General features: G+C 62.4%; 18 protein-coding genes, 1 tRNA gene and 1 pseudogene. 13 read left to right on the plus strand and 7 right to left on the minus strand.

Annotated features, from left to right (window positions below):
* Positions 1–246 precede the first annotated feature (246 nt).
* The 7 genes from ACWPVA_RS02470 to ACWPVA_RS02500 all read left to right on the plus strand — a co-directional run bounded on the left by ACWPVA_RS02470 (position 247) and on the right by ACWPVA_RS02500 (position 8900).
* A complete protein-coding gene (locus ACWPVA_RS02470) occupies positions 247–1023 on the plus strand; it encodes an outer membrane protein (protein ID WP_454286161.1) in 777 nt (258 codons plus the stop codon).
* 179 nt (positions 1024–1202) lie between these two features.
* Complete coding sequence (locus tag ACWPVA_RS02475; protein WP_454286162.1) at positions 1203–2021, plus strand: outer membrane protein; 819 nt, start codon at positions 1203–1205, stop codon at positions 2019–2021.
* Between the two features lie 207 nt (positions 2022–2228).
* Complete coding sequence (locus tag ACWPVA_RS02480) at positions 2229–3401, plus strand: phosphoserine transaminase (protein WP_454286163.1); 1173 nt, start codon at positions 2229–2231, stop codon at positions 3399–3401.
* An 83-nt stretch (positions 3402–3484) separates the two neighbouring features.
* Positions 3485–5080 (plus strand): phosphoglycerate dehydrogenase, encoded by a 1596-nt coding sequence (gene serA / locus ACWPVA_RS02485; protein WP_454286164.1) that lies wholly within the window; start codon positions 3485–3487, stop codon positions 5078–5080.
* 185 nt (positions 5081–5265) lie between these two features.
* Positions 5266–6672 (plus strand): cytochrome ubiquinol oxidase subunit I, encoded by a 1407-nt coding sequence (locus ACWPVA_RS02490; RefSeq protein WP_454286165.1) that lies wholly within the window; start codon positions 5266–5268, stop codon positions 6670–6672.
* Entirely contained in the window at positions 6662–7666 is a 1005-nt protein-coding gene (gene cydB / locus ACWPVA_RS02495) for a cytochrome d ubiquinol oxidase subunit II (RefSeq protein ID WP_454286166.1), read from the plus strand. Before ACWPVA_RS02490 ends, cydB begins: the two co-directional genes overlap by 11 nt.
* A gap of 238 nt (positions 7667–7904) precedes the next feature.
* The gene (locus ACWPVA_RS02500) at positions 7905–8900 is read left to right on the plus strand and encodes a Tim44 domain-containing protein (RefSeq protein ID WP_454286167.1); all 996 of its coding nucleotides are present in this window, start codon (positions 7905–7907) and stop codon (positions 8898–8900) included.
* Positions 8901–8963: 63 nt separating this feature from the next.
* Here ACWPVA_RS02500 and ACWPVA_RS02505 read toward each other — a convergent pair whose 3' ends face one another.
* Entirely contained in the window at positions 8964–9542 is a 579-nt protein-coding gene (locus ACWPVA_RS02505; protein WP_454286168.1) for a transglycosylase SLT domain-containing protein, read from the minus strand.
* Positions 9543–9759: 217 nt separating this feature from the next.
* Here ACWPVA_RS02505 and ACWPVA_RS02510 point away from each other — a divergent pair, with 217 nt between their 5' ends.
* A complete protein-coding gene (locus tag ACWPVA_RS02510; RefSeq protein ID WP_454286169.1) occupies positions 9760–11091 on the plus strand; it encodes a capsular polysaccharide export protein, LipB/KpsS family in 1332 nt (443 codons plus the stop codon).
* A gap of 78 nt (positions 11092–11169) precedes the next feature.
* Here ACWPVA_RS02510 and ACWPVA_RS02515 read toward each other — a convergent pair.
* Both ACWPVA_RS02515 and mnmA read right to left on the minus strand, forming a co-directional pair.
* Positions 11170–11246, minus strand: a tRNA-Met gene (locus ACWPVA_RS02515).
* 136 nt (positions 11247–11382) lie between these two features.
* Positions 11383–12580, minus strand: a pseudogene (gene mnmA / locus ACWPVA_RS02520) (tRNA 2-thiouridine(34) synthase MnmA).
* A gap of 212 nt (positions 12581–12792) precedes the next feature.
* Here mnmA and dgcA point away from each other — a divergent pair.
* On the plus strand, positions 12793–13782 hold the full coding sequence (gene dgcA, locus ACWPVA_RS02525) for an N-acetyl-D-Glu racemase DgcA (protein WP_454286170.1): 990 nt from the start codon (positions 12793–12795) through the stop codon (positions 13780–13782).
* 48 nt (positions 13783–13830) lie between these two features.
* Here the strand turns inward: dgcA and ACWPVA_RS02530 are convergent, their stop codons facing one another.
* A complete protein-coding gene (locus tag ACWPVA_RS02530; RefSeq protein WP_454286171.1) occupies positions 13831–14526 on the minus strand; it encodes a spermidine synthase in 696 nt (231 codons plus the stop codon).
* A gap of 102 nt (positions 14527–14628) precedes the next feature.
* Complete coding sequence (locus tag ACWPVA_RS02535; RefSeq protein WP_454286172.1) at positions 14629–15396, minus strand: IclR family transcriptional regulator; 768 nt, start codon at positions 15394–15396, stop codon at positions 14629–14631.
* A gap of 138 nt (positions 15397–15534) precedes the next feature.
* Here ACWPVA_RS02535 and ACWPVA_RS02540 point away from each other — a divergent pair, with 138 nt between their 5' ends.
* Genes ACWPVA_RS02540 through ACWPVA_RS02555 form a run of 4 tightly spaced genes read left to right on the plus strand, consistent with a single transcriptional unit; the run spans position 15535 to position 20206 of the window.
* On the plus strand, positions 15535–17250 hold the full coding sequence (locus tag ACWPVA_RS02540; protein WP_454286173.1) for a thiamine pyrophosphate-requiring protein: 1716 nt from the start codon (positions 15535–15537) through the stop codon (positions 17248–17250).
* A 60-nt stretch (positions 17251–17310) separates the two neighbouring features.
* Positions 17311–18345, plus strand: coding sequence for a TRAP transporter substrate-binding protein (locus ACWPVA_RS02545; protein ID WP_454286174.1), 1035 nt, complete (start codon positions 17311–17313; stop codon positions 18343–18345).
* Between the two features lie 5 nt (positions 18346–18350).
* The gene (locus ACWPVA_RS02550; RefSeq protein ID WP_454286175.1) at positions 18351–18881 is read left to right on the plus strand and encodes a TRAP transporter small permease; all 531 of its coding nucleotides are present in this window, start codon (positions 18351–18353) and stop codon (positions 18879–18881) included.
* The gene (locus ACWPVA_RS02555) at positions 18881–20206 is read left to right on the plus strand and encodes a TRAP transporter large permease (RefSeq protein ID WP_454286176.1); all 1326 of its coding nucleotides are present in this window, start codon (positions 18881–18883) and stop codon (positions 20204–20206) included. Before ACWPVA_RS02550 ends, ACWPVA_RS02555 begins: the two co-directional genes overlap by 1 nt.
* Positions 20207–20298: 92 nt before the next feature.
* Here the strand turns inward: ACWPVA_RS02555 and ACWPVA_RS02560 are convergent, their stop codons facing one another.
* Both ACWPVA_RS02560 and ACWPVA_RS02565 read right to left on the minus strand, forming a co-directional pair.
* Positions 20299–20802, minus strand: coding sequence for a flavin reductase (locus tag ACWPVA_RS02560; protein ID WP_454286177.1), 504 nt, complete (start codon positions 20800–20802; stop codon positions 20299–20301).
* 10 nt (positions 20803–20812) lie between these two features.
* Positions 20813–22375 (minus strand): 4-hydroxyphenylacetate 3-hydroxylase N-terminal domain-containing protein, encoded by a 1563-nt coding sequence (locus tag ACWPVA_RS02565; protein ID WP_454286178.1) that lies wholly within the window; start codon positions 22373–22375, stop codon positions 20813–20815.
* Positions 22376–22386: the final 11 nt, after the last annotated feature.

Below are 22386 nucleotides of genomic sequence, written 5' to 3' on the forward strand. Positions count from 1 at the left end.
TGCCCACGCGCGTTTCGGCTCGTCCGAATTGGTCTTTCCGTTTTGAATGCCGGCCCTTTGTGGCCGGCATTTTCTTTGTCTTGTTCGGGAGCAAATTGCGTTAGAATATTAGTTAAATCTTAAAAAATACTGTTAAAAAACAAGCTTAATCGGATGTTAACCGCACTCTGCCAAGCTTCAAGAAGGACCGGCGCATAATCAATTATCGATGGGCTCGACCGGGAAGACGTGCTTGGAGTTGCGGACATGAAGAAATTACTGATTGGCATGGCGGCGATCCTTTTAGGAGCCACTTCCGCTTATTCTGCGGACCTCTATTACGATCCGCCTGTCGATCCGCCGATCGATCCGTCCTTTTGTGCCGGATGCTATTTGCGCGGACATCTCGGGATGAGCAACCAGCGGTTTAAGGGGCTACGTCAGGAACTGTTCAGCGCGGTTGAAATCCACGAATTCCTCGACAAGGGCGGCTTCAACAGTGCGCCGTTGGCGGGCCTCGGCTTCGGCTATAAATTCAATAATTTCTTGCGTGCGGACGCTTTCGTCGAATATCGCGGCAAGGCGGATTTCTCGGCGCTTGATCGTTACGGCCATACAGAACCAACGGGTACCGTCTGGGACGGTACCAACGACTACGACGGAGCCAAATCGGAATGGCTGCTCATGGCCAACGCCTATGTCGATATCGGTGAGTGGCATGGAGTTACGCCATACGTCGGCGCCGGTATCGGCGCCTCGCGTAACACGATCTCCCATTTCCGTGACATCAATGTTCCGACCCAGGGCGTTGCCTACGCCGACAGTGCATCGACCTGGAATCTTGCCTGGGCACTTCATGCCGGTCTTGCATTCAAGGCCAGCGAACGTCTGACTGTCGATCTCGGCTATACCTATGTCGACCTCGGCGACGCAAAGACAGGCAGGCTGAAGTCATACGACGGAACGGTCAACAACGCGCCGATGCACTTCGAGAATATCACCTCGCACGACATCAAGCTCGGGCTTCGCTATTCTTTCCAATAATCTGCTTGTTTCGGTCGCCCAATCGCTTCTAGGGGTCACCTTCGGGTGGCCCTTTTTCGTTCAGGCGGCTGCCGGCGCGTGGTTAACGAACATGCTTAACCGCAGGTTAACCTGTCCTCGGCATAGTTGCCGTCATGATGATCATGCGGGCATCGCTGTTGCCCGATCAGGAAGACGCAATGAAACTGGCCAATGTATTGCTAGCCACGGTCGTATGCCTTGCCGCCATTGGCGGTCCTGCGCACGCATCAGACGAGTCACTTCTCGCAGACGCGCCGGAGGTTTCGATTGCGGGCGACGCCTCGCAGGTTGGCTGGTATGTCCGGGGTGACCTTGGCTACTCCCCCTGGATCGGAAACGAATCACCTTCTTACAGCCTGAATGATGCTGGTGGGGCGCTTCTTGCGTCTGGTCCCTTCGACAATGCCCGCTTTTCTAAACCCTTCTCCGGCGGACTGGGGATCGGTTATCAGTTCACTGATCTTTTTCGGGCCGACATGACGGGCGACTTTTACCGTGGAGATTTCTCCGGCACGGCCCGCTCGGCGCAACCGTGCTCGCCCGCCGCGCCGGCGGGAACCGGCTGCTCCTATGGGGGCCGGGCCGATTTCCACGCCTATGGTCTCATGGCCAACGGCTATGTCGATCTCGCAAATCTTGCCGGCTTTACTCCCTATGTCGGCGCTGGAGTCGGCGCAACGAACGTCTCCTGGGGTACCTTCGGGGCCAGTGTCACTTGTGTCGACGGCGCATCCGCCTGCGCGGGGGCGACCTTCGCGGATGAGCGCTTTGACGGCGAAAGCAGCTGGCGGTTCAGCTATGCGCTGATGGCGGGTGTGAGCTACAACGTCACAGACCGAGTGAAGGTCGATATCGGCTATCGCTTTTCCGATGTCGCGGACGGCGCCATGTTCAAAGGCGCAAACGGAAGCGGCGGAAGCGATGCCGGGCTAACGCGCCACGAATTCCGCGCCGGCTTGCGCGTCACACTTTGGTAACCTCCGACCCTTCCAAGCTTCCTTGCACGCCAATCTGAAGATGGCGGTCTGCCCGCACATCTGTTTTGAACACGGCTCGCGCATGGGTGCGGCAGAAATGTATCTGTTCGCGACACAACGCGCTTGACTAGGACATGACGGAGGAATAACGACGACGGCGGGACACCTCTCCCCAACGAGAGGCCATATACCTGGAAGGGTAGCAAGATGACGACACTCGCCAAGCCGGACCTGCGTCCGAACAACACCCATTTTTCTTCTGGCCCTTGCTCGAAGCGCCCCGGTTGGTCGCTCGAAGCGCTTGCCGATGCCCCGCTCGGTCGCTCGCACCGCGCCAAGGTCGGCAAAGCCAAGCTGAAGCAGGCCATCGATCTCACCCGCGAAATCCTGAACGTTCCGGCGGATTACCGCATCGGCATCGTTCCCGCTTCCGACACCGGCGCCGTCGAAATGGCGCTCTGGTCGCTGCTCGGTGAACGCGGCGTCGACATGTTGGCCTGGGAAAGCTTCGGCGCCGGCTGGGTCACCGACGTCGTCAAGCAACTGAAGCTCAAGGACGTGCGCAAGCTCGAAGCGCCCTACGGCGAGCTTCCCGATCTCGCTCAGGTTGATTTCGACCGCGACGTGGTCTTCACCTGGAACGGCACCACTTCGGGCGTCCGCGTTCCGAATGCCGATTTCATCCCGGCCGACCGCAAGGGCCTAACGATCTGCGATGCCACCTCGGCCGCCTTTGCCCAGGACATGGATTTCGCCAAGCTCGACGTCGTCACCTTCTCCTGGCAGAAGGTGCTGGGCGGTGAGGGCGGCCACGGCATGCTGATCCTTTCGCCGCGCGCCGTCGAGCGTCTGGAGACCTACGTCCCGGCCTGGCCGCTGCCGAAGATCTTCCGCATGACCAAGGGCGGCAAGCTGATCGAGGGCATCTTCACCGGCGAAACCATCAACACCCCGTCGATGCTGTGCGTCGAGGACTATATCGACGCGCTCCTCTGGGCCCAGTCGATCGGTGGCCTCAAGGGCCTGATGGCGCGCGCCGATGCCAATGCCGAGGTGCTGTTCGACTTCGTCGAGGCCAATGACTGGATCGCCAACCTCGCCAAGCTTCCTGCCACCCGCTCCAACACCTCGGTCTGCCTGACCATCATCGACAAGGATGTACTGGCGCTCGACGCCGACGCCCAGGCAGCCTTTGCCAAGGGCATGGTCACGGCGCTCGACAAGGAAGGCGTCGCCTTCGACATCGGTGCCTATCGCGACGCCCCGTCGGGCCTGAGGATCTGGGCCGGCGCGACGATCGAGACCGCCGACATGAAGGCGCTGATGCCTTGGCTCACCTGGGCTTTCGAGACCCAGAAGGCCGCGCTCAAGGCCGCCTGAGACTGATCCGGCTTCGCCCATGAGGCGAAGCCGCGCATTTCGATACCCGTATCAGACCTGAACCCCTTTGAAGGAGGCCTCACATGGCACCTCGCGTTCTCGTATCCGACGAACTCTCGGAAACCGCCGTCCAGATCTTCCGCGATCGCGGCGTCGAAGTTGATTTCCAGCCGAAGCTTGGCAAGGACAAGGAAAAGCTCGCCGAGATCATCGGCAATTATGATGGTCTCGCCATCCGCTCCGCCACCAAGGCGACCGAGAAGCTGATCGCGGCTGCGACCAACCTGAAGGTCATCGGCCGCGCCGGCATCGGCGTCGACAATGTCGACATCCCGGCCGCCTCGCGCCGCGGTATCATCGTCATGAACACCCCGTTCGGCAACTCGATCACCACCGCCGAACACGCCATCGCGCTGATGTTCGCGGTTGCCCGCCAGCTTCCGGCCGCCGACGCCTCGACCCAGGCGGGGAAGTGGGAAAAGTCGAAGTTCATGGGTGTCGAGATCACCGGCAAGACGCTCGGCGTCATCGGTGCCGGCAATATCGGCGGCATCGTCTGCAAGAAGGCGATCGGGCTCGGCATGCATGTTCTGGCCTATGACCCCTTCCTGTCGAAGGAACGGGCCGAGGAAATGGGCGTGACCAAGGTCGAACTCGACGAGCTGCTCGCCAAGGCTGACTTCATCACGCTGCACGTGCCGATGACCGACAAGACCCGCGGCATACTGGGCAAGGAGGCGCTCGCCAAGACCAAGCCGGGTGTTCGCATCATCAACTGCGCGCGGGGCGGTCTGGTCGATGAGGCAGCGCTGGCGGAAGCCATCAAGTCCGGCCATGTCGCCGGTGCCGGTTTCGACGTCTTCGAGGTCGAGCCTGCGACCGAGAGCCCGCTGTTTGGTCTGCCGAACGTGGTGTGCACCCCGCATCTGGGCGCCTCGACCACGGAAGCACAGGAAAACGTGGCGCTGCAGGTTGCCGAGCAGATGTCGGACTATCTGATCAAGGGTGCCGTCTCCAACGCCATCAACATGCCGTCGATCACGGCGGAAGAGGCGCCGATCCTGAAACCCTTCATCCGGCTGGCTGACGTGCTCGGCTCGTTTGCTGGGCAGGTCACGGAAAGCCCGATCAAGGAAATCGAGATCCTCTATGACGGCGTCACCGCGACGATGAACACCAAGGCGCTGACGAGCGCGCTGCTCGCCGGCCTGATCCGCAACCAGGTCTCCGACGTCAACATGGTTTCGGCTCCGATCATGATCAAGGAGAAGGGCATCGTGCTCTCCGAGGTCAAGCGCGACAAGACGGGCGTCTATGACGGCTACATCAAGCTGACGGTAACAACCGAGCGTCAGACCCGTTCGGTCGCCGGCACCGTCTTCTCCGACGGCAAGCCGCGCTTCATCCAGATCAAGGGGATCAACATGGATGCCGATGTCGGCGCGCACATGATCTACATCGCCAATACCGACGTTCCCGGCATGATCGGTTTCATGGGGACCACGCTCGGGGATGCCGGCGTCAACATCGCCAATTTCCAACTCGGCCGTGAGAAGGAAGCTGGGGATGCGATCGCGCTTCTCTATGTTGACGAGCCGGTCAGGCAGGACGTTCTCGACAAGCTGACTGCCCACCACGCAATCAAGCAGGCTAAGCCGCTGGTCTTCAATGTAGACTGATCCGTTTCTCCCGGGAATAAGCACAGGGGCGCGGGCGGAAACGTTCGCGCCCCTTCTGTCGGTCGACAGATGACCTGACGAGGTCAAGTTGACGCAGGCCGATCGCTTGCATTGATCGCGCGGCGATGAAACCTATTTGCTCTTTCGACCCCTTCAACCGGGATGGTAGCGAGAGCGGTAGGTCCATGTTCGAGAGCTTCGACGCACAATTGCTGGCACGGCTGCAATTTGCCTTCACCGTGTCCTTTCACATCATTTTCCCGGCCTTTTCCATCGGTCTTGCCAGCTACCTGGCGGTGCTGGAGGGCCTTTGGCTGTGGAAGAAGGAAAAGGTCTATCTCGAACTGTTCGACTTCTGGAAGACGATCTTTGCCATGGCATTCGGCATGGGTGTCGTCTCCGGCATTGTCATGTCCTACCAGTTCGGCACGAACTGGAGCGTGTTTTCCGACAAGGCGGGACCTGTCATCGGGCCACTGATGGGATATGAAGTGTTGACGGCCTTCTTTCTCGAGGCCGGTTTTCTTGGCGTCATGCTGTTCGGCCGCAATCGCGTCGGTCCCGGCCTGCACTATCTTGCGACGCTGATGGTAGCGTTTGGTACACTCGTCTCGGCGACCTGGATCCTCTCGGTGAATTCGTGGATGCAGACCCCGGCCGGCTTTGCGATCAATGATGTCGGCCAGTTCGTGCCGGTCGACTGGTGGGCGATTGTCTTCAATCCGTCCTTCCCCTATCGACTGACCCACATGGTGATCGCCGCCTATCTGACGACCGCCTTCGTTGTCGGGGGCGTGGGTGCCTACCATCTGCTTCGCCGCACCTCGCCGTCGCGTGCCGGCACGATGTTTTCCATGGCGATGTGGATGGCGGCGATCGTTGCGCCAATCCAAATCGTTGTCGGCGATGTGCATGGTCTCAATACGCTTGAGCATCAGCCGGCCAAGGTCATGGCGATGGAGGGGCATTTCGACAGCCATCCTGAAGGCGCGCCGCTCATCCTTTTCGGCCTGCCCAACCAAGCGGAAAAGCGGGTCGATTACGCGATCCAGATCCCCAAGCTTTCGAGCCTCATCCTCAAGCACGACCTCAATGCGCCCTTGGCCGGTCTCGACACCATCGATGACGACAAGGAGCCGCCGGTTGCCGTGGTGTTCTGGTCGTTCCGGGTCATGGTGGCGCTCGGCTTCGCCATGCTGGGTGTCGGACTCTTCAGCCTCTGGTGTCGCTGGCGCGGAACGCTGTTCGAGAACCGGTTGCTGCATCGCGTAGCACTCGCCATGGCGCCAGCCGGTTTCGTCGCGGTGCTGGCCGGGTGGATCACCACGGAGGTGGGCCGGCAGCCCTATACGATCTACGGCCATCTGCTGACCGCCGATTCCATTTCGCCGGTCGCAGCACCGGCCGTCGCGGCCTCGCTGATCGCCTTCATCATCGTCTACTTCGTTGTTTTCGGGGCAGGGACCTTCTACATCCTACGGCTGATGGCGCGCTTGCCGCGCGATCCCATGCCTGATCTCGATGACGGACCGATCCGCACGTCCGGCATCACGCCGACGGCGCAAACCGAGGGAGGCAGGGATGGTCTTTGATCTCGCATTCATCTGGGCGGCCATCATCGCCTTCGCCGTGCTCGCCTATGTCATTCTCGACGGCTTCGACCTTGGGGTCGGCATTCTCTTCCCGCTGTTTCCCGAGAAGGCCGACCGTGACCAGATGATGAACTCGGTGGCGCCGGTCTGGGACGGCAACGAGACCTGGCTGGTGCTCGGCGGCGGAGGACTGATGGCGGTGTTCCCGCTCGCCTATGCGACGATCCTGCCGGCGCTCTATGCGCCGCTGATCGCCATGCTGCTCGGCCTGATCTTCCGGGGCGTCGCCTTCGAATATCGATGGCGCACCAAGCGGGCGGAGCACTTGTGGAACTATGCGTTTGCCGGAGGCTCGACAGTGGCGGCCTTTGCCCAAGGGGTAGCGCTTGGTGCCCTTGTCCAGGGCATTCCCGTGGTCGATCGCGCCTATGCCGGCGGCTGGTGGGATTGGCTGACTCCGTTTTCGATGGCGACCGGTCTGGCGCTGGTTCTCGGCTATGCACTGCTCGGCGCCACCTGGCTGGTGATGAAGACGCGCGGTCTGCTGGCGCAGAAGGCGCGGCGTCTGGCCTATGGCGCGGCTGTCGCAACCGTTGCGGCGATGGGTGTATTCAGTCTTTGGACGCCCTGGCTCGAGCCGCTGTACGTGCAGCGCTGGTTCGGCTATCCGACGGCGATCTTCTCCGTCATCGTGCCATTGCTGGTCTTGGGCTGCCTCTATCTGATTTTCACCGGCCTGCGCGCGGGTAAGGACGTTCAGCCTTTCGTCGCCTCGCTAGGGCTGTTCGTCCTTGGCTATGCGGGAATCGGCATCAGCTTCTATCCCTATATTGTGCCGACCTCGCTCACCATCTGGGATGCCGCGGCGCCGCAGTCGAGCCTCGCCTTCCTCCTCGTCGGGGCGGTGGTGTTGGTGCCAATCATCCTTGCCTATACGGCGTATGCCTATTGGGTGTTCCGCGGCAAGGTCGACCCGGACGAGGGCTACCATTGATGATGCAAAGATCACTTTTCAAACGGCTTGGCTGGTTTGCCGCGCTCTGGCTCGCCGGCGTGCTGGCGGTCGGGCTCGTGGCCTACGCAATCAAATTGGCGCTCGGAGCCTGAAACTTTCGAATGGCGTGATTGTGATCGGAAAGCGGGCTGAAATGGCTTCAAATCTCCGCGAGGAGACGCCATATACGCGCAACGGAAGTTGAAGTCCGTTCATGCATTGAAAACGAGGAGATGAAATGCGGCGCTACGGCAAGTTTTTTGGAATTCTGGCGATCGGTCTGGCGACCATGCTGACCTTGGCCGACTTTGCCGAAGCGCGCCGCGCTAGCGGTGGTTTCGGCAGCCGCGGCACGCGCACCTTCCAGGCGCCGGCCGCGACCCGAACCGCGCCTGCCCCGGCCGCCCCGATTGAGCGCACGATGACGCCGCAGACCCAGACCACGCGTCCGGCCACGGCGCCGAACGCGCAGAGCCAGGCCGGGCGCACGGGCGGTATGTTCGGCGGACTTGCCGGTGGTCTCATGGGTGGCCTACTGATGGGCGGGCTGTTCGGCATGTTGATGGGCTCCGGCTTTGGCGGCGGCTTCGGCTTCCTCGGCCTGTTGTTGCAGGGCGTGCTGATCTTCTTCCTTGTCCGCTTCGCCATGCGCATGTTCGGCAATCGCCAGACGGCCTATTCGGGCGCCGGTGCCGGTCCTTCGGCCCGCAACAATGCGGCGACGGGTCCAGGCTTCCAGATCCCGCGCATGGGCGGCATCAATCTCGGCGGCTCGTCCGACTCCACCAAGCCGCGCGGACCTTCCGCTTCGGCCGACGAGATCGGGGTGGGGCAGCAGGATCTCGAGCATTTCGAGCGGCTCTTGAAGGAAATGCAGGCGGCCTATGCCGACGAGGACTATGCGAGCCTGCGTCGCATCACTACGCCAGAAGCCATGTCCTATCTGGCGGAGGAACTGAGCGAGAACGCCACCAGGGGCGTCAAGAACGAGGTGCGCGACGTGCATCTTGTGCAGGGCGATGTCGCGGAGAGCTGGCGCGAAGGCAATGTCGACTTTGCCACGGTCGCCATGCGCTATGAGAGCATTGACGTGCTGCGCGACCGCACCAGCGGCCAGCTGATCAGCGGCGATCCGGACAACGTCTCGGAATCCACCGAAATCTGGACCTTCGTGCGTCGACCCGGCACAGACTGGCAGATTTCCGCCATCCAGGCGGTCGGCGATCCGGAATAGGTTTCATTGTAGCAGACAAAAAGGCCCGCTTCGCGCGGGCCTTTTCGCGTCGGCGGTGGATGCTCAGTTCGGGCAGCTCTTCAGCTGCCGCGCATAGGTATAGGTGATGTCCGTGAAGCGCTTGGCGCCGTTAAGCGCCTCGGAATTGTTGCGCCAGCTGCCGCGCGCATAACCGGCGTGGCCGGAATGATAGGCGAGGTAGAGCTTGTAAGGATCGTTGAGCGGGATGCCGCTCTTTTCTGCGGTTTGACGGTGGTACCAGCCGATGAACTGCATGGCGTCGGAAAAGTCGGTGCGCCGCGCGCTCCATCGGCCGGTCTCGCGCTGGTAGCGGTCCCAGGTGCCGTCGAGCGCCTGTGAGTAGCCGTAGGCTGATGATTTGCGCTTCCACGGGATGAAGCCCAACAGCTTCTTGCGCGGCGGCTTGGCGTTATGGCGGAAGCCGGATTCAGTGTAGATCGTCGCCATGAGGATCGGTACCGGCACGCCATATTCGCGCTCGGTCTTTTCGGCTGCACGGCGCCAGTTGTTGAACAGGCCGTCACGCTGTTCGAAAATCGCACAGGCATTCTTGGTCTGGCTCGGCGGTTTCGCACAAGCAGTCAATGCCAGCAGAAGGCCAACGACAATTACGCCACGCATCGTTCATCCTCACTCAGGCCCACGAGGATATTACTTAAAATTTAACGAAAGGTTTTCGGATCCTTAACGGTCCTCGCCCACCCGATCGGGTGGGCTGTGCCAACGCTCTTCGAACGCGCAGGTGACGTTCCCGGCAAGGACAGGATGTGCGGCGATTGTCGGCATGGCCACGCCGGGTTATGAACGGTCACCCGCCAACGAGGATCAAGCCCGGCCCATGCCGCGAACCCCGACCGATCGCCAGCCTGTGGTCGCCTTCCATATCCATGAGTGGAAGCGGTCGGTACTGGAGGCGTATTTCCCTGAATGGGACTTCCACTACATGCCGTTCTTCGTCGGCGACAAGGCGTTCGTCGACGTGTGGCAGGCGCGGATCGCCGCGCTCGATCATCCGAGTGTGATCGTCTGGGGGCCGAACCTGCCGCAGGCGGCAGCAAGCTTCTGCGCCATGCGCAACATTCCGGTTCATTTCATCGAGGACGGTTTCCTGCGTTCGGTCGGCGGCAGCGCCGGCCAGAGTGCGCCGTTCTCGCTCACCCTCGATCGGCAACGGCCGTTCTTCGACAGCCGGGGACCGTCCGATCTGGAAGACCTGCTGAAGACCTATGACTTCGTTGCAGACCCGGTGCTGATCGATCGGGCAAGAGCCGGGCTTGCCGCGATGCTTGAGAATCGCATCGGAAAGTATGGCGGACAACCGGCGCGCGGGACAGTCGATCTGCCGGGAGGGTCGGGACGCAGGGTGTTGGTGGTCGGCCAGGTCGAGAGCGACGCCTCGATCCGCTTTGGCGCCGAACGGCCGATCCTCAACAATGATCTGGTGCGCCTGGCTGTGCGGGAAAATCCCGGTGCGACGATCCTCTACAAACCGCATCCTGACGTGCTCAAGGGCGTTCGCAAGCCGAGTTCCGATCCGGCTGAGGTCGCTCACCTCTGCAATGTCCTGGCCGCGCCCACGGCGCTTCCCGACGTGCTCGATGCGGTCGATCACGTCTATACGATTACCTCGCTCGCCGGTTTCGAGGCTTTGATGCGGGGCAAGCGGGTCACGGTTTCCGGCTCGCCCTTCTATGCCGGCTGGGGACTGACCGACGATCGCCAGCCGAACCCGCGCCGGGGCCGCGCGCTCAGCCTTGAGGCGCTTTTTGCCGGGGTCTATCTGCTCTATCCGCGCTATTTCGATCCGCGCACGGGTGCGGCGACCTCGTTCGAGACTTGTCTGGCGGAGATGGCTGTCTGGCAGCGGGACGGGATCCCTGCGGAGAGTGGTCGGCTGCTATCGCAGCGTGCTCGCCCGTCGCCCTGGCGGCCGTTCGGGCCCTATGGCATTCTGGGTTGGCGCCATCTGCTTCCGCTCGCCGTCGCTCCACTCATTGCCCGTATTGGCAAGGCCGACGATGCGGCCTCCTACCGGCGTGATCCGATCGGGTTCTTCCGCGAACAGTCGGCCCCCGCTTTCCGGCGGCTGGGCCGGTGGCTCTATCCGTTCGACGATGATCGGTTTGCCGAAGGATTCGACCGTTTTCGCACCGGACGGGACGACACCTGAGGCGCCAAATGCGGCGAGCGGAGGCAGACGATGCGTTGCGCTCAGTCCGGCATTTCTGATCTTGCTGGAAGATAAATTTGGTAGCGGGAGGCGGACTTGAACCGCCGACCTTGGGGTTATGAATCCCACGCTCTAACCACCTGAGCTACCCCGCCACACATCGCGAAGGCCTGCTGAAAAGCGGAGCCGTCCGAAGCGATGGGCGGCTTATAAGGCGATGATCCTGCCAGTGTCAAGCGCGAGACAAGCAAAAACCGAAGCACTTCTGTGGACTTGGGCGAGGCGTCGGTTTCAGGCCGCGACCGGGCTTGCCAGAAGGGCCTTCAGCTGGCTTTCGGCGGCTGGCGCGCGCTCCGAACGCTCGATGAAACCGCCGCCATAGACGCGCGCATCCGCACCCGGCGCCGAATAGAGCACGCAGGCCTGGCCCGGCGCGACCCCGGCCTCGCCGATCTCGAGGTCGACATAGACGCCGCGGTCGTCGGCGTGCAGCACGGCCGGGGCCGGCGGACGGGTCGAGCGGACCTTGGCGAAGCAGGCGAAGCCCTCGCGGGCCGTTTCTTCGAGCGCGTGGTCCCCCAGCCAGTTGATGTCGCGCAGATAGACGCGGTGGGTTTCCAGCGCCTCGCGCGGACCGACGATGACGCGACGCGAACGGGCGTCGAGATAAACCACGTAGAGCGGTTCGCCGGTGGCGACGCCAAGACCCTTCCGCTGGCCGATCGTGTAGTGCAGGATGCCGTCATGGTGACCCAGAACGCGGCCGTCGAGATGGACAATCTCGCCGGCCAGCGCCGAAATCGGGGCGCAGCTTGTTGATGACATCGGCATATTTGCCCTGCGGCACGAAGCAGATGTCCTGGCTGTCGGCCTTCTGGGCGACGACGAGGCCCATGTCTTCGGCGAGCTTTCGCGTTTCGGCCTTGGACATGGCGCCGAGCGGGAAGCGCAGATAGTCGATCTGCTCCTGGGTGGTGGCAAACAGGAAATAGCTCTGGTCGCGTTCGCTGTCGATCGGGCGGAACAGGGCGCGGTGGCCCGGATCGTTCGGCAGAGGAACCGACTTCGAGCGGATGTAATGGCCGGTCGCCAGCGCATCGGCGCCGAGTTCGCGGGCCGTCGCCAGCAGATCGGCGAACTTGACGGTCTGGTTGCAGGCGACGCAAGGGATCGGCGTTTCGCCGGCCACATAGCTTTCCATGAACGGGTTGATCACCGTGTCGCGAAAACGCTGTTCGTAGTCGAGCACATAATGGGGAATGCCGAGCGTTTCGCAGACGCGGCGGGCATCGTCGATGTCCTGGCCGGCGCAGCAGGAGCCGGCGCGGTGGACGGCGGCGCCGTGATCGTAGAGCTGCAGGGTAATGCCGAGAACGTCATAACCTTCGCGCTTCAGCAGTCCGGCCACGACCGAGGAGTCGACCCCGCCCGACATGGCGACGACGACGCGCGTATCTTCCGGCTTCTTGTCAAAATCCAGCGTATTCACGGGCTTTTCCGCCAATCTGATGCGTTCGCAGGCGAGGTTCGGGACGCCCTGTTGCCATTGCCAGCTTGCTGGTAAGGAATTGGGGCAAATTGCAGTCCGTCGACTGTTCAGGCCTCGACCTAGTTGTTGACGGATATAGAAAGGAATGTCGCAACGCGCAAGGGCGCCGATTCGCGACGTGGTGCGCATACCGGCGAAGGAGACATGGTCACATGGCGAATGGTTTGAGTCTCACGGTCATCGAGGATGTCTTCCCGGTCGCCGGGACGTTCACGATCTCGCGCGGTTCGCGCACGGAAATCCGGGTGGTGGCCGTCACGCTGTCGGACGGCATCCATGTCGGTCGGGGCGAATGCGCGCCCTATGCCCGCTATGGCGAGACGGTCGACGGGGTAATGGAGGCGATCCTCGGCGTGGCAAACGACCTGCGCGGGGGCCTGGACCGGCATGGCCTGCAGGACCGGCTGCCACCAGGTGCGGCCCGCAATGCGCTCGACTGCGCCTTCTGGGACCTCGAAGCCAAGCGCGCCGGCAAGCCGGTCTGGCAACTGGCGGGCCTCACCGCCCCGAAGCCGATCGAGACGGCCTTCACCCTTTCGCTGGGTACGCCGGAGAGCATGCGCGACGCGGCGGCCAAGAATGCGGCGCGGCCGCTGCTCAAGGTCAAGCTCGGCACCGACGACGATCTCGGCCGCATCGAGGCGGTGCGCGCCGGCGCGCCCCATTCCCGCATCATCGTCGACGCAAACGAGGGCTGGACGGTGGAGCAATACCTGGCGCTCGCGCCGACGCTGGTCAGGCTCGGTGTGGCGCTGGTCGAACAGCCGCTTCCTGCGGGCAAGGACGACGCCCTCCGGCAAATCGAGCGCGTCCTGCCGGTCTGCGCCGATGAGAGCTGCCACGACCGGGCATCGCTTTCCCATCTGAAAGGCAAGTACGATGCGATCAACATCAAACTCGACAAGACCGGTGGGCTGACCGAAGCGCTTCTGATGCGCGATGCGGCGGTTGCTGCCGGTTTCGACATCATGGTCGGCTGCATGCTCGGCACGTCGCTTGCCATGGCGCCGGCCTTCTTCGTCGCGCAAGGCGCGGCATTTGCTGATCTCGACGGTCCGCTGCTGCTCGCCGCCGACCGGGACGCGCCGATCCGCTATGAGGGCTCGATGATGCAGGTGCCGGATCCGGCGCTCTGGGGCTGAACTCGCACCGAGCGGTCTGGCCGCGATAAAGCCCGTGGCGGGAAAGTGTTATGGCTGCGCGGCACCGTCGCCGCCATCGGTGCTTGCCAGCCAGATGACGTGACGGGCGCCGCGTTTCTTGCCGGCCCGAACGTGCTCTTCCTTGACCTTGAAGCCGAGGGTGCCCAGACGGCGCGTGAAGCCCGGATTGGGGCCTGAGGACCAGACGGCCAGCACGCCCCTGGCACGCAGCGCGCCCTTGGCCGCTCGCAGCCCGGCATAGTCGTAGAGACCGTCATTGGCCGACCGGGTCAGTCCCTGCGGGCCATTGTCGACGTCGAGCAGGATCGCGTCATAGCTGTGGCGGTAGGTGTGAATGAGCGAGGCCACATCGCCCACGTGCACCTTGACCCGTGGATCGTCGAGGCTGCCCTTGTAGATCTCCGCCATCGGACCGCGCGCCCAGGCGACAACGGCCGGCACGAGTTCGGCGACCGTTACCCGTGCGTCGGCCGGCAGGACGGCGAGGGCGGCGCGCAGCGTGAAGCCCATGCCAAGCCCGCCGATCAAGACGTGCGGGCGCTTGCGCGGAGCGATCCGTTCCCAGGCGAGCGTGGCCAGCGCCTCTTCCGAACCGCTGAGGCGACTGTTCATCAGCTCGTTGGTCCCGAGCATGATCGAGAACTCGGTGCCGCGTTGCTTGAGCCGCAATTCGCCGCCGCCACCGGGGATCGGGGCGGAATCTAGCTGGATCCAGGGGAGCATGGCGATCTTTCAAAACTCAGAAACGAAAGCCCACCTAGCATGACGGCACACGGCAGTTCAATCGCGGAACTGTCGTGGTCGCTCGGGTCAACCTCGGTGAAATCACGCCGTCGATGGCGGAAAGAGCGTGTTCCCGGCCGCGGCGATGGCCAAACTCAACAGGGAAACGAAGCGCTCCTCCGTCTCGTGGTCGAGGACAGCGATCGGCGCGAAGATGGACAGGCCGGCGATCATCGCGCCGTTCGGAGCGAAGATGGGCATGGCCACGGCACTCAATCCCGTCTCGCGCTCGCCCTGGTTGACGGCATGACCCTGCCGCCGGATCGCGTCGGTTTCCCGCAACAACGCGCTCCGGTCGATCAGCGTGGCGCGTGACAGCGGCACAAGCTGGTTGGCTTGGAGATAGCTCTCGACAGCCTCCTTGCCCGAATAGGCAAGCCAGAGTTTGCCATTGGCCGTCGCATAGGCTTCCATGCGGGCGCCGACGCGCGCACTGTAGACATAGGCGTTGTTCGAATGCGCGGCGGCGATGCAGGTGATCATCGTCCCGTCGAAGGTCGTGGCCATGGCGCCTTCGCCCGATTCCGCGGCCAAGGCGTTGAGGAAAGGCTGCAACTGCATCGCCAACTGGCGGGAGCTGCGGGCGCGCTCGCCATAGGCGATCAGCTTGCCGCCGAGCCGGTAAATGCCCTTGCGGGGGGAGTGCAGCGCGCCGACCGAGACCAGGGTCTTGAGGAAGCGATGGGCGGTGATGGTATTCAGCCCCACGAGGTCGCTGACATCGGCCGTCGTGAGTTCGTCCCGCTGATCGTCGAAAAGGTCGAGGATGGCGAAGGCCTTGATGATGGAATTGTTGGTTGGAGTCGCCATTCTATCGCTCGCGCTCATTTATTCATTCATTATTTTCATTAATCCGGCACCCTTGACGGCCTTACTCAAGAATGGGATAGTTATTGAAATTTGTATTTCAATTATTGAAATGTCAAGCCGGCTTGGGAGGGTCGCCAATTGGATGCTCGGAAGGCAAAATCTGGCGAGGTTAGCGCCGGAAGCGTCATCTTCAGCCGCCTGAAGACGCTGGGCGTGGACTATGTCTTCGCCAATTCCGGCACCGATTTTCCGCCGATCATCGAAGGGCTCGCCGAGGCTGCCGCATCCGATATCGATCTCCCGCAAGCCCTGACCATTCCGCACGAGCACGCCGCACTCGGCATGGCGCATGGCTACTATCTTCTTTCGGGTAAGGCTCAGGCCGTCATGCTGCACACCAATGTCGGTCTGGCGAACGGCGCGATCGGAGCGCTCAATGCCGCCACCGACCATGTGCCCATGGTGCTGATGTCGGGCCGTACCCCGACCGTCGAGCGCGGTCGCTTCGGCGCGCGCACCGTGCCGATCGGCTGGGGGCAGGAAATGCGCGACCAGACCGCGCTGGTGCGCGAGGCGGTCAAGTGGGACTACGAACTTCGCTTTCCCGAGCAGATCGCCGAGATCCTCGATCGAGGCCATGCGATCGCCAATTCGACGCCGAAGGGGCCAATTTACATCAGCTTGCCGCGCGAGGTGCTGTCCGAACAGATCGATGCGGGGCAGATCGCCGATACGCCCTTGATGGCCCCAGCCGTTGCGGAGGCGCCATCCGTGGCGATCGATACCGCGGCTGACTGGCTGATTTCGGCCAAGCGTCCTGTGATCTTCGTCCAGCGTGGTGCGGGCGACGAGGCAGGCTTCACCGCGCTTTCGACCATGGCCGAAGAATACGCCGTTCCGGTCGTGCATTACTGGGCGACGCAGATCGGCATCGAAACCGACCATGCGATGTTTGCGGGTTTCAATCCGGAGCCATGGCTCTCCGAAGCGGACGTGGTCATTGTAATCGATGCGTTGGCGCCCTGGGCGCCCGACACGCACAATCCGAGGGCCGATGCCAAGGTCGTTCAGCTTGGTCCAAACCCCTTGTTCAGCCGCTTCCCGGTGCGCAACTTTCGTTCCGACTTGTCCATTGCCAGCGAGACCTCATCCGGCATCACTGCCCTGCTTGACGCGCTTCGGGCGCGGCGCGATCCCGATCCGCAAGCTCGGGCGGCAAGGCGCGGGGAAATCGAGGCTCGAACCTCGGCACTGCGGCGTCATGCGATCTCTTCCGCCGAAGGCGAGGACGGGCCGGTGATGAGCAAGGCCTATGTCTCGCTTCAATTGTCGAAAGCGATTGCCGGAGCCCAGGCGACGGTTCTATCCGAACTCGGCTGCCCGCTGGCGCCGATGACGCTCGATCACGCACAGGCCTGGTACCAGGAGCCGCATTCCGGGGGGCTCGGCTGGTCGCTGCCCTGCGCAATGGGCATGAAGCTCGCCAAGCCCGAGCGGCTCGTCATAGCCACGCTCGGCGACGGGTCGTACATGTTCGCCAATCCGGTCGCCTGCCACCAGATCATGGAAGCCTATGGGATCCCGGTTCTGATCGTGATCCTCAACAATGCGGAATGGGGAGCGGTGCGCCAGTCGGTGAGCATGCTCTATCCAGACGGCTATGCGGCCAAGGCGAACCAGATGCCGCTCACCGGTCTTTCGCCGAGCCCCGACTTCACCAAGGTCGCCGAGGCCAGCAATGCCTGGGCGCGCAAGGTGACGGAACGCGGCGACCTTGCCGGCGCCTTGCAGGCGGCCATCGCCGAGGTGATGGAAAACAAGCGTACCGCGCTGCTCGATATTCGGGTGGCGTAACAGACAGTCCGCCAGCCGGCGGAGAGTTTTCAACGGCCTTTAACAGGGAGGAAAATGCCAATGAGATCCTTTAAGACACTCTTGCTTGCCGGTCTGGCGACCACGGCGCTCAGCGCCTCGGCGCTCGCCCAGGAAGTCACGCTGAAACTGCACCACTTCCTCGGTCCGAAGTCTCCGGCCCAGACACAGATGCTCGAGCCTTGGGCGAAGAGCATCGAGGAAGCCTCCGGCGGCAAGGTCAAGATTGAGATCTATCCGTCCATGTCGCTCGGCGGCGCTCCGCCTGAACTGGTCAGCCAGGTGCGCGACGGTGTCGTCGATCTCGTCTGGACGGTCAACGGCTATACGCCGGGACTATTCCCGCGCACGGAGGTTTTCGAACTGCCGTTCATCCATACCAATGACATCCGCGCTACCAACCTCGCCATGCGCGCCATGTTCGACGAGTATCTCGCTCCCGAGTACAAGGGCGTGAAGGTCATGTTCCTTCATACTCATGCCGGCCAGGCAATCCAGATGGCCAAGGCCGAAGTGCGCAAGCCGGCCGATCTCGCCGGCAAGAAGATGCGTATTCCGACCCGCACCGGCGCCTGGGTGATCGAGGCGCTCGGTGCCGCTCCGGCCGCCATGCCGGTTCCGGATATCCCGCAGGCCTTCTCCAAGGGTGTCGTCGACGGTGCCCTGATTCCATGGGAGATTATTCCGGCGCTGAAGCTGCAGGACCAGACCGACTACCAGATCGAAGGTGTCGACAAGACACGTCTCGGCACCACCACGTTCCAGGTTTCCATGAACCTCGACAAATGGAATTCGTTGCCGGAAGACATCCAGAAGGCCTTCCTCGACAATTCCGGCGAGGAATGGGTCGTGAAGGCTGCGGAGATCTGGCGTCAGATCGATGAGAACGGCATCAAGGTCGCAACCGATGCCGGCAACAAGCATATCCAGTTGACCCAGGAAGAAACCGACGCCTTCAAGACCGTCCTTGAGCCGGTCGTCGACCGCTGGGTCAAGGAAGTCGATGGCAAGGGCATCGACGGCGCCGCTCTCGTTGCCAAGGCCCGTGAACTGGTCGCGGCCAACTCGGCGAAGTGAGTCCGATGGCCGCCGCTACTCATAACAAGCGGGGGGTGAGGCTGAAAAGCCTCACCCATCGCCTCATCGAGGCCTGGGCGCTTTTCGGCGGGATGGTCATACTCGCCGTCGTGGCCATACAGTCGATCAGCGTCGTCACCGGCGCTTTCGGCCATCCCCTGCCGGGTGATTTCGAACTGACCGAACTTGGGGTCGCCGTTGGCGCCTTCGCATTCCTGCCCTATTGCCAGTTGACGGGCGCCAATGTCACGGCGGACATCTTCACCTCCGGTCTCGGCCGCCGCTGGCAGGCGGTGCTGGTGTTCTTCTCCGCGATCATTGCCCTGGTGTTCTCGGTCGTCATGGCCTGGCGGACCTGGATCGGTGCGCAGGACCAGTTCTCGTATGACTACCAGACCGCCATCCTGCAGATCCCGATCGGCTATGCCTTTGTGCCGATCGTCATTTCGCTCATCCTAGTCGCTGTTGCTGCGGTCATCACGCTCGTCGAGAGCTATCAGGATATCGCCCACCCCAGCAGGAATGTTTACAACTGATGGACCAGAGTCTCTTCCTCGGGCTGGTCGGCCTTGCCGCCCTGATTTTTCTCATCGGGATCCGCGTGCCGATCGCCTATGCGATGATCGTTGTCGGCGCGCTCGGTACGATCGCCCTCAACGGTCCTGGCGTTTTCCTCAACCAGTTGAAGACGCTCGGCTTCAGTCAGTTCTCCAAATACGACATGTCGGTCATCCCGATGTTCGTTCTGATGGGTTATATCGCCACGCGCGCCGGCTTGTCCCAGGATCTGTTCCGCGCGGCCAACGCCTGGTTCGGGCGGATGCGGGGCGGTGTGGCCATGTCGGCTATCGCTGCTTGCGCCGGTTTCGGCGCGGTTTGCGGTTCGTCGCTTGCAACCGCCACGACCATGGGCCAAGTCGCACTGCCGGAACTCAAGCGCTACAAATACTCGGGCGCACTTGCGACCGGCACGCTCGCTGCCGGCGGCCTGCTCGGGATTCTTATCCCGCCCTCGGTCGTGCTTGTGGTCTATGCGATTATCGTCGAGGCGAATATCGTCTCGATGTTCGCCGCCGCCCTTTTCCCCGGCCTGATCGCGGTTGTGCTGTTCATTCTCGTGATCGCCATCTATGTGCGCATCGTTCCCGAGGCAGGTCCTGCCGGCGACAAGCTATCGCGCGCGGAATGGCTCTCGGCGACCTTCGGGGTTCTTCCGGTTCTCGGCATCTTCGTCATCGTCATTGGCGGGATCTATGTCGGCTTCTACAATCCGACACCGGCTGCCGCCGTGGGTGTTGCGCTCGTCGCGATCTACGGCTCGCTCAGACGCGGCGTCGGCCTCAAGGAATATCGCTGGGCGCTGCTCGAGACCGCCAAGACCACCGGTATGATCTACCTGATCCTGCTTGGCGCCGAACTGTTGAAGATCTTCATGTCGCGTGGGGGCGTTCCACAGGCGGCAGCCGAGATGATGGTCACTTCCGGCCTTTCGCCAATGGTCATCCTGCTTCTTCTGTTGCTGGCGCTGATCATTCTCGGTTGCCTGATGGATTCGATGTCGATGATCCTGCTGGTCATGCCATTCTTCTGGCCGGTGGTTAGTGAACTCGACTTCGGCATGGACCCGGAAGACGTCAAGATCTGGTTCGGTATCCTGGCGCTGATCGTGGTGGAGCTCGGATTGATCACGCCACCCGTGGGAATGAACGTCTTTGTCATCAGTTCTCTCGCCAAGGATGTGCCCATGGGGCAAACCTTCAAGGGGGTCTTGCCGTTCTTCCTCGGGGAACTGGTTCGCTTGGCCTTGCTGATCGCGTTTCCGGCAATCACTCTCTGGTTGCCGCATATGCTGTCGAACTGACAGAGAATACCGACGTGCAAAAAGAGAGCCGCGGCGAGGACATCGCCGCGGCTCTCTTCTTTTGTCTGTTGCCGTGGGCCTGGCCGCTCAGGTCAACTCGCCATAACGCTTGGCACCTGCACGTAGTTTCGGTCGAAATAGGCCAGCGCGTGACCGTCGGTGCGCGAGCGCAGGCTTTCCACGCGACCGATGAAGACATGGTGGGTTCCGACCTGGCGCACGTCGTCGAGCAGGCAGTCGAAGGAGACGATCGCGTCGGCCAGCGCCTCGGTGCCGCCCGTCATGCCGACCCAGTTCGCCGCCGCATAGCGGGCGTCCATGTCGGCGCTGCCGCCGGCGAACAGGTTGGCGAGGTCCTGATGGTCGGCGGTCAGCACGTTGACGCAGAAACGTTTGTTCTCGAGGAACAGGCCAGCCTGGGTCGAACTGCCGTTCATGCAGACCAGCAGGGTAGGCGGCTCGTCGGTGACGGAGCACATGGCGGTGGCGGTGAACCCGCCGCGTCCAGCGGGTCCGTTGGTTGTAATGATGTTGACGGGCGCGCAGACCCGCGCCATGGCATTGCGGAACTCGGTCTTGGAAACACCGGCCGGCATGGCGATCTCCCTATTCGGCCGCGCTGCGCAGCGGTGCGTCATTGCCGAGCGGAGGCAGCCAGGTGTCGCCGGTCCAGCCCTTCTCGTCGTAGTCGTTCATGCAGGTGTCGACCAACGCCTCCATGTCACGCAGGATCGTGCCCTTTTCGGCGCCCTTCAGCACCTGCAGGCGCACGTCTTCCGGGGCGCCGGCATAGTTCAGTTCATAAAGCGCGTGGCGGCCGCCGAATTCGGTGCCGGTCGCATCCCACAGGAGCTTCATGATCTTGATGCGCTCGATATGGCCCATGTCGTTTGAGCCGCGCACATATTGCGCCAGATAGCGGTCGATCTCCGGGTTGGCAAAATCCTTGGCCGAGGAGGGCAGGTAGATCAGGCCGGAGGCGACGGTGCGGCGGATCAGGTCGATGATGCGGGGATAGGCATCCGACATGAAGGTGCGGTAGCAGAGCGCAGCCTCAAGGTTGGGCAGCTTGGTGCCGTTCACCCATTCGATCGGGTTGCGGGCCATGGTATCGGCGAAACTCTTGAACTTGTGACGCAGCGCGATCACCTCGCCGAGCATGGCCTGGTTGCCGCGGAAGGCGTCGCCGCCGGTGGCGCGCAGCGCCTTCGCCAGCAGACCGGCAAGGAACTCGAGCTTTACGACGAAGCGGTTGCAGCCCTGGAAGCAGTAGCCGTGCATGAAACCGGACATGACGGTGAAGGACAGGATGCGCTTGGCGTCCTTGTAGATCAGCACGTCCTCCCAGGGGATGAAGACATTGTCGAGCACGAGGATCGCGTCGTTCTCGTCGAAGCGCGAGGACAGCGGATAATCGAAGGGTTCGGCCGTCGTGTTCGCCGTTTGCTCGTAGGAGGTGCGGCAGAACATCTTGATGCCGGGTGCGTTCATCGGGGCAATGAAGGTGATCGACAGCGAGGGGTCCTCGGTGACCGTCGCCGAGGCCTGGGCCAGCAGGTTGTAGTGGGTCAACGCCGAGGAGGTCGCCACCACCTTGGCACCGGAGACGTAGATGCCGGCATCGGTTTCCTTGGTCACATGCACGAAAACGTCCTTGACGTGCTCGGCCGGCTTGTGGCGGTCTATCGGCGGATTGACGATCGCGTGGTTGAGGAACAGTGCCGATTCCTGGGTGCGCTTGTGCCAGGCGATGGCGTTGTCCTTGTAGTCGCCATACCATTCGGCATTGGCGGAAAGGGTGTTCATCAGCGCCGCCTTGTAGTCGGCGGTGCGGCCCATCCAGCCGTAGGACATGCGGGCCCATTCGGTGATCGCCGCCTGCTGGCCGACCAGATCGTCCACGGAACGGGCGATCTTGAAGAACTTGTGGGTATAGCCGCCATTGCCGGTGTCGGTCGGCGTGGTCAGCAAGTCCTTCTTGGCCGGATCGTGCAAGGCATCGTAGAGGCGCGCCAGCGAGCGTACCGAATTGCGCATCGAAGGATGGGTGGTCACGTCGGCGATGCGTTCGCCGTTGATGTAGACCTCGCGGCCGTCGCGCAGCGAGGCGATATATTCGGCGCCGGTGAATGGGCGCTTGGTGTCGGCACGGTAATCCTCGGATCTCATGGTTTCCTCCC

It is taken from the genome of Rhizobium arsenicireducens, from assembly GCF_964021225.1.